Raw genomic sequence first — 7,773 nt, forward strand, 5'->3', positions numbered from 1 at the left:
TGCGCCCTTGCGGAGGACGATCCTACGTTTGAACCACGGGGGCGCATCAAGGGTCTCATGACGACACATGCGCGGGCGTACGGTCCCAGTCATCCGGAAGGGCCGGTACGACCCAGGACGGATCGGGACGCCAGTGCTGCCAGCCGTCCGAAAACGGCGCCCCCCAGTCGGCGATCACGTCGAGCGCGGCCCGGCCCGCGGCGCGTACGTCAGCGGCCTTCTCCGCGTCCATCAGGCCCACCCTGCGGGCCTGTGCGAACTCGTCCTCGTCGTGCCAGCGCCAGCTGCGGTCCGGGCGCACGGAGATGTCCAGAAAGTGATCCTCGGAGTCGACGCCGCCGGCCCAGCGGGCGCGCGGCTCCTCCAGGTTCACGTACCAGTTCTTGAACGTCCATCCCGGGTCCCAGAACAGCCAGACCGACCAGGGGTCGCCGGGCCGCGCGAGCTTGAGGATGCCGGTGCCGGACCAGCGGTCCCTGCGGACGACGCGCGGCTTGGTGTAGCGGGTGGCGAGCGGCTCGCGGTGCAGCGGCGTCCCGTCGGCGATCACCGGCCGCACGCATTCGGTGCCGGGCGCCATCCAGACGGCGAGCAGCTCGTCGGTGTCCCGCACGACGGTGACGGGGCGGCAGATGTGGACCCGATGACCGGAGTTCTCCCGGTACCGCCACAGGATGTGGTCCCCGGGCGCCCACCGCACCACCCCGCCACCGGCCGCCGTCTTCCCGTCGAGGTCTGTCATGCACAGATACTAGACGCCGCCCCTGCAAGCGCTGTGGGCAAACGTGCCGCAGGGCGGCACGGGTGGGCACAGCCCACGGTGCCGGGCGGCGTCGCGTGGGGCGCTGATCAGGGATGCGTCATGCGGAGCACGTCCAGCGCCTCTTCCAGCTGCTCCAGGGAGAGCTTGCCCTGGTCGACATACCCGGCCTCAAGGACGACCTCGCGAATAGTCTTCCGCTCCGCCAACGACCGCTTCGCGACCTTCGCCGCCTCCTCGTACCCGATGTACTTGTTCAGCGGCGTCACGACGGACGGCGACGACTCGGCGTACTCGCGCGCCCGCTCGCGGTTGGCGGTGATCCCGTCGACGGTCCGGTCGGCGAGCAGCCGGGACACGTTGGCGAGGAGCCGGATGGACTCCAGGACGTTCTTGGCGATCACCGGAAGCATGACGTTCAGCTCGAAGTTGCCCGCCGCGCCCGCCGCCGCGACCGTCGCGTCGTTGCCGGTGACCTGCGCGGCGACCATCAGCGCGGCCTCCGGGATGACCGGGTTCACCTTGCCGGGCATGATGGACGAGCCGGGCTGGAGGTCCGGCAGGTTGATCTCGGCGAGGCCGGTGCGCGGGCCCGACGCCATCCACCGCAGATCGTTCGCGATCTTCGTCAGGCCGACGCCGATCGTCCGCAGCTGCCCGCTCGTCTCGACGATGCCGTCCCGCGCGCCCTGCGCCTCGAAGTGGTCGCGCGCCTCGGTCAGCGGCAGGCCTGTGGCGCGCGCGACCTCGGCGATGACGGCCGCGGAGAAGCCGGGCGGCGTGTTGATGCCGGTGCCCACGGCGGTGCCGCCGAGGGGGAGTTCGGCGAGCCGGGGGAGCGAGGCGCGGAGCCGCTCGACGCCGTACCGCACCTGCGCCGCGTATCCGCCGAACTCCTGGCCGAGCGTCACCGGCGTCGCGTCCATGAGGTGCGTGCGCCCGGACTTCACGACGTCCGCGAACTCCTCGGCCTTGCGCTCCAGGGCGGTGGCGAGGTGCTCCAGGGCGGGGATCAGGTCGTTGCTGACCGCGCCCGTCGCCGCGATGTGGATCGAGGACGGGAAGACGTCGTTGGAGGACTGCGACGCGTTGACGTGGTCGTTGGGGTGGACGTCCCGGCCGAGCCGTTCCGTCGCGAGCGTGGCCAGGACCTCGTTGGTGTTCATGTTGGACGACGTGCCGGAGCCGGTCTGGAAGACGTCGACGGGGAAGTGGTCGTCCCAGCGCCCGTCGGTCACCTCGGCCGCCGCGTCCGCGATCGCCCCGGCGACGTCCTTGTCGAGGACCCCGAGCTCCGCGTTGACCTTGGCGGCGGCCGCCTTGATCTGGGCGAGGGCGGCGATGTGGGCGCGCTCCAGGACCTGCCCGGAGACGGGGAAGTTCTCCACCGCGCGCTGGGTCTGGGCACGCCACTTGGCGTGTGCGGGGACCCGCACCTCGCCCATGGAGTCGTGCTCGATCCGGTACTCGCCGGTGCGGTCGTCGTTGGCGTCGCTGGCGTCGCTGGTCATGCTCTCGAACCTACCTCTCCGCTCAAACCCCGTGAAAAGTTGAGCACTTGTCTTGTTCCAGGTATTCCCAAGCCTGCTACCCACCAGTAAAAACCCTGGGTAACACCACACCGGGGAGGCGCAATGAAGCGCATCAGACGCAGTGGCCGAGGCAGCGGCCGGGGGCGCCTGCGAGGTTCGTTCGCGGCGGCCGTCGCGATGACGGCGATGCTCGGCACGGGGGCCGCCGTGCCCGCGCAGGCGGCGGACGGGAGCGACGCGAAGGCGGCCGCTGCCGCCCCGCGTGCCACGCCGCTGCCGCCCGAGCTGGAGAAGATCCGGGCGGCGGAGGCCACCAAGCTGTACGGCAGCCCGGCCGAGCGCCCGATGGCCGACCGCAAGACCGGCCTGATATCGCTCGGCGACAGCGAGATCTCCGGCGAGGGCGTCGGCACGTACGAACCGGGCACGGACGGCCCCGACAACTGGTGCCACCGCTCGCCGGACGCCGCCATCCACCGCACCGGCATCCCGGCCGACGTGACGTACAACGTCGCGTGTTCGGGCGCGCAGACCGTCAACATCCGCATCGGCGGCCAGAAGCAGTACGCCGACGAGCTGGTGCAGAGCGACAGCCTCGCCATCAAGGCGCGCAACACGAGGATCAAGACGGTCCTGCTCGTCATCGGCGCCAACGACGACCTCCAGTTCGCCCCCGTGATGACGGACTGCGTCACCCGCTACCTGCTCCTCCAGGGCCCCTGCGCCGGCAAGTACAACGACGGCTGGCAGGCGCGCGTGGACGCCCTCGTGCCCAAGGTCGAGCAGTCCATCCGCGACCTGAAGACCGTCATGAGGGACGCCGGCTACCAGGAGGGCGACTACAAGCTCGTCGCCATGGGCTACCCGAGCCCGATAGGACCGGACTTCCGCGACAACCCCAAGTTCCCCGGCAAACTGGCCTGCGGCGGACTCGGCTACGACTCCGACACCGAATGGGGCCGCAACTACGCGGTGCCCGCCTTCGAGACCGGCATGCGCAGGGCCGCGCGGAACGCGGGCGCGACCTACCTCGACAACTCGCGCCTCTTCCACGGCCACGAGGTCTGCATGGAGGACACCTGGGCGCGCGGCCTCTACGTGGACGTGTCCAACCCGTTCCCGCCGGACTCCAACTCGGTGCGCCAGTCGTTCCACCCGAACGCCCGCGGCCACGCCGCCTTCGCGTCCTGCCTCACCCAGATCCAGAACTCCGGCAAGCGTGAGGCCAGTTGCGCCGACCCGGCGAGCACGGGCAGCCCGAAGCTGTACGAGCTGGCCTGGGACGACGTTTTCAAGCCCCTCAAGAACGAGGGCACCGGCACATGCCTGGACGTCGACGCGTCGGCGTCGCGCAACGGCACGAAGGTCCAGGGCTGGGAGTGCACCGGCAACCGCAACCAGACCTGGTGGTACGACGACGCGCGCGGATCCCTGCACACCGGGCTGACCCAGGACCGCTGTGTGGACGTGCCCGACGGCTCGTACAAGGAGGGCACCGCCGTGACGCTGTGGAACTGCCACGGCGGCGGCAACCAGAAGTTCGTCCGGGAGGCCGGGACGGTGCGGCCCGCTGCCGCGAGTGAGATGTGTCTGACCCTCGCGGGGGGCAAGGAGCCGGTGCGGCTCCAGAAGTGCACGGGCGCGGCGAACCAGCGGTTCGCCTAGGACCTGTGGGGAACTGCGCGGACTGCCTCCGCGGGTGCGCTGTGGCTGGTCGCGCAGTTCCCCGCGCCCCTGACGGGGCGCACCCCGCACCGGTGCTACGCCAGGCCCGGACCCCGCACCGGAATGTGCGTGAACGTCGGCTCGGGGGCCGGGTTCTGGAAGAAGTCGTTGCCCTTGTCGTCGACGACGATGAAGGCCGGGAAGTCCTCGACCTCGATCTTCCAGACCGCCTCCATGCCGAGCTCCTCGTACTCGACGACCTCGACCTTCTTGATGCAGTCCTGGGCCAGCCGCGCGGCCGGGCCGCCGATGGAGCCGAGGTAGAAGCCGCCGTGCGCGTCACACGCGTCGGTGACCTGCTTGGAGCGGTTGCCCTTGGCGAGCATCACCTTGGAGCCGCCCGCCGCCTGGAACTGCTCCACATAGGAGTCCATGCGGCCGGCCGTCGTCGGGCCGAAGGAGCCGGACGCGTAACCCTCGGGGGTCTTCGCCGGACCGGCGTAGTACACCGGGTGGTCCTTCAGATACTGCGGCATCTCCTCGCCCGCGTCGAGCCGCTCCTTGATCTTGGCGTGCGCGATGTCGCGGGCCACGACGAGGGGTCCTGTGAGCGAGAGGCGGGTCTTCACCGGGTGCTTGGTGAGCTCGGCGAGGATGTCGTCCATCGGCTGGTTGAGGTCGATCTTCACGACGTCGGCGGCTTCATCGAGGTGCTCGTCGGTGGTCTCCGGCAGGAAGCGCGCCGGGTCCGTCTCCAGCTGCTCCAGGAAGACGCCCTCGGCGGTGATCTTCGCGGTGGCCTGGCGGTCCGCCGAGCAGGAGACGGCGATCGCGACGGGCAGCGAGGCGCCGTGCCGCGGCAGGCGCACCACGCGCACGTCGTGGCAGAAGTACTTGCCGCCGAACTGCGCGCCGATCCCGATCTTCTGCGTCAGCTCGAAGACCTTCTCCTCGAGCTCCTTGTCCCGGAAGCCGTGCCCGGTCGGCGAACCCTCGGCGGGCAGCTCGTCCAGGTAGTGCGCGGAGGCGTACTTCGCGGTCTTCAGGGCGAACTCGGCGCTGGTGCCGCCGACGACGATCGCCAGGTGGTACGGCGGGCACGCGGCGGTACCGAGCGAGCGGATCTTCTCTTCGAGGAACTTCATCATCGAAGCCTCGTTCAGGACGGCCTTCGTCTCCTGGTAGAGGAACGACTTGTTCGCCGAGCCGCCGCCCTTGGCCATGAAGAGGAACTTGTAGGCGCCGCCGTCCGTCGCGTACAGCTCGATCTGCGCCGGGAGGTTGGAGCCGGTGTTCTTCTCCTCCCACATGGTGAGCGGAGCCATCTGCGAGTAGCGCAGGTTCAGCTTCGTGTACGCGTCGTAGATGCCCTTGGAGAGCGCCTTCTCGTCCTCACCTTCGGTGAGGACGTTCTGCCCGCGCTTGCCCATGACGATGGCGGTACCGGTGTCCTGGCACATGGGGAGCACGCCCGCCGCCGCGATGTTCGCGTTCTTCAGCAGGTCAAGCGCCACGAACTTGTCGTTGGACGACGCCTCGGGGTCGTCGATGATGCGCCGCAGCTGCGCCAGGTGCGCGGGCCGCAGGTAGTGCTGGATGTCGTGGATCGCCTCGGCGGCGAGCTTGCGCAGCGCCTCCGGGTCGACCTTGAGGAACGTCCGCCCGTCGGCCTCGAAGGTGGAGACACCCTCGGAGGTCACCAGCCGGTACGGGGTGGTGTCCTCTCCCAGCGGGAGCAGATCGGAGTACTCAAACTCTGGCATTACGGCCATTCCTCACTCGGCAGACAGCGGCGCGGCCTCCATTGGCGACGCGCCAACCAGCGTAGAACGCGCCCGGTGAACCGTTCCTGTGAGGTAAGGCTCAGTAGCCCGGCGACGGCGCACGGGCCCGGCGACAGTCGCGATACAGACGGGCGCAACCCCTAGTCGCGATCTATCGCGTTTGGGTACGCTGCTCCCGTGGACCTCCAAAAGCAGCCTCCAGTGCTCCGCGCATCCGACGCCGACCGGGACCGCACGGCGGACATCCTCCGCGATGCCCTGGCCGAGGGCCGCCTGACCGCCGAGGAACACTCGGAGCGGATCGACGGGGTCTACCGCGCCAAGACCACGGCCGAGCTGGAGCCGCTGATCAGCGACCTGCCCGCGGCGCACGAGCAGCAGGCCGCCCGGGTGCGGGCGCCCGAGCCCGCGCCGGCCAGGCCGTCCCCCGGGGTCGTCCCGCCGGTCGCGGACGAGAACCTCGTCGCGGTGCTCAGCGGCTCCGCGCGCCGGGGCCGCTGGCGGGTGGCCCGTCGCACGCACGCGTACGCCGTCTTCGGCAGCGTCGAGATCGACCTGAGCGAGGCGATCTTCGAGCAGCGCCAGGTGGTCATCAAGGCCGTCGCGATCTTCGGCTCGGTCGAGATCCTCGTCCCGGAGAACGTGTCGCTGCGCGGCAGCGGCGGCGGCGTCCTCGGCAGCTTCGAGGTGGACACGCTCGACTCGCCGGACCAGGACGCCCCCGTCGTCTACGTGGACGGTGTGGCGATCCTGGGCAGCATCGAGGCGCGGCCCAGGCGCGGCAGGTTCGTCCGCGACCTGCACCGGCAGGTGCGCAAGCACCTCGGGCGCTGACGGCGCACGGGCCGCGGCGGGGGAGGCCGGTCTTCCGGACATCGGAACTCAGTGCATAGGCGCGCACACAGCGGGTAGAGCTTGCTGCATCGTCTCTCGCTCGCGAAGCCGTCGTCAGGAGTAGACCCGTGCTGCAACCGTCGCGTCAGTCTCTGCAGGTCGCCGCCGTTCCGGTTCAGCGGACGCCCGTGCGAGATCGGGACGATGACGCCCCATGGCACACCGAAGCGGTGTGCCGTCGTGACGAGGCGGGACTGTTCTTCGCCCCGTCCAAGGAGCCGACCGCGGCGCGGCTCTCCCGGGAGGAAGCGGCCAAGCGCGTCTGCGCCCGCTGCCCCGTGATGGTCGAATGCCGCGAGCACGCCCTCCTCCAGCCCGAGCCGTACGGCGTGTGGGGCGGCCTCACCGCCGCCGAGCGCCGCGTGGTCCTGGCCCGGCGCCGCAGGCGGGACCTGGAACTGCAGAAGGCCGCTCACGCGACGGGCATCGCCGCCGCGGGGTAGCAGAAGCCGGTGTTCACGCCGAAGGGGGCGTCCCCCGCACGGGACGCCCCCTTCGGCGTATGAACCGCGGCTGCCGCTCGGCGCTACTTCGCCCGGTCGAAGTCGATGGCGCTGTAGGCGCGCAGCTTCGAGAGCCGGTGGTCGGAGTCGATCTTGCGGATGGTGCCCGACTTGGAGCGCATGACCAGCGACGACGTCGAGGCGGTGGCCGCGCGGTAGCGGACGCCCTGGAGCAGCTCGCCGTCGGTGATGCCGGTCGCGACGAAGAAGACGTTGTCGCCCTTGACCAGGTCGTCCGTGGAGAGCGTGCGGTCCAGGTCGTGGCCCGCGTCGATGGCGCGCTGGCGTTCGGCGTCGTCCTTGGGCCACAGCTTGCCCTGGATGGTGCCGCCCAGGCATTTGATGGCGCAGGCGGAGATGATGCCCTCGGGGGTGCCGCCGATGCCCATGAGCAGGTCGACGCCGGTGCCTTCGCGCACGGCCATGACCGATCCCGCGACGTCGCCGTCGGAGATGAACTTGATGCGGGCGCCGGTCTCGCGGATCTCCTTGACGATGCCCTCGTGGCGGGGGCGGTCCAGGATCATGACCGTGACGTCCTCGGGGGAGGAGTTCTTGGCCTTGGCGACGCGGCGGATGTTGACCGAGGCGGGTGCGTTGATGTCGACGTAGTCGGCGGCTTCGGGGCCGGTGAC

7 protein-coding genes are annotated in these 7,773 nt (G+C 70.2%); 3 read left to right on the plus strand and 4 right to left on the minus strand.

Going from position 1 to position 7,773, the window contains the following annotated elements; all coding sequences use genetic code 11:
* Positions 1–55 precede the first annotated feature (55 nt).
* On the minus strand, positions 56–742 hold the full coding sequence (locus ACI2L3_RS36395; RefSeq protein WP_404756714.1) for a DUF402 domain-containing protein: 687 nt from the start codon (positions 740–742) through the stop codon (positions 56–58).
* Between the two features lie 107 nt (positions 743–849).
* Positions 850–2,271, minus strand: a complete 1,422-nt coding sequence (locus ACI2L3_RS36400; RefSeq protein WP_404756715.1) for a class II fumarate hydratase — start codon at positions 2,269–2,271, stop codon at positions 850–852.
* 123 nt (positions 2,272–2,394) lie between these two features.
* Here ACI2L3_RS36400 and ACI2L3_RS36405 point away from each other — a divergent pair, with 123 nt between their 5' ends.
* The gene (locus tag ACI2L3_RS36405) at positions 2,395–3,957 is read left to right on the plus strand and encodes a ricin-type beta-trefoil lectin domain protein (protein ID WP_404756716.1); all 1,563 of its coding nucleotides are present in this window, start codon (positions 2,395–2,397) and stop codon (positions 3,955–3,957) included.
* A gap of 95 nt (positions 3,958–4,052) precedes the next feature.
* On the opposite strand, the gene ACI2L3_RS36410 is transcribed toward ACI2L3_RS36405, so the two are convergent.
* A complete protein-coding gene (locus tag ACI2L3_RS36410; protein ID WP_404756717.1) occupies positions 4,053–5,720 on the minus strand; it encodes a fumarate hydratase in 1,668 nt (555 codons plus the stop codon).
* A 198-nt stretch (positions 5,721–5,918) separates the two neighbouring features.
* On the opposite strand from ACI2L3_RS36410, the gene ACI2L3_RS36415 reads away from it, so the two are divergent.
* On the plus strand, positions 5,919–6,575 hold the full coding sequence (locus ACI2L3_RS36415; RefSeq protein ID WP_404756718.1) for a DUF1707 domain-containing protein: 657 nt from the start codon (positions 5,919–5,921) through the stop codon (positions 6,573–6,575).
* Positions 6,576–6,703: 128 nt separating this feature from the next.
* Positions 6,704–7,078, plus strand: coding sequence for a WhiB family transcriptional regulator (locus ACI2L3_RS36420; RefSeq protein ID WP_404756719.1), 375 nt, complete (start codon positions 6,704–6,706; stop codon positions 7,076–7,078).
* An 83-nt stretch (positions 7,079–7,161) separates the two neighbouring features.
* Here the strand turns inward: ACI2L3_RS36420 and ACI2L3_RS36425 are convergent.
* Positions 7,162–7,773: fructose-bisphosphatase class II family protein (locus ACI2L3_RS36425; protein ID WP_404756720.1), on the minus strand; the 612-nt coding region annotated here is incomplete at its 5' end.

The organism is Streptomyces sp. NPDC029674 (assembly GCF_044903205.1).
Taxonomy (GTDB): domain Bacteria; phylum Actinomycetota; class Actinomycetes; order Streptomycetales; family Streptomycetaceae; genus Streptomyces.

Bases quoted from the DNA above. Each gene is read 5' to 3' on its own strand.
- ACI2L3_RS36395 (WP_404756714.1), bottom strand. From the start codon at position 742: ATGACAGACCTCGACGGGAAGACGGCGGCCGGTGGCGGGGTGGTGCGG.
- ACI2L3_RS36400 (WP_404756715.1), bottom strand. From the start codon at position 2,271: ATGACCAGCGACGCCAGCGACGCCAACGACGACCGCACCGGCGAGTAC.
- ACI2L3_RS36405 (WP_404756716.1), top strand. From the start codon at position 2,395: ATGAAGCGCATCAGACGCAGTGGCCGAGGCAGCGGCCGGGGGCGCCTG.
- ACI2L3_RS36410 (WP_404756717.1), bottom strand. From the start codon at position 5,720: ATGCCAGAGTTTGAGTACTCCGATCTGCTCCCGCTGGGAGAGGACACC.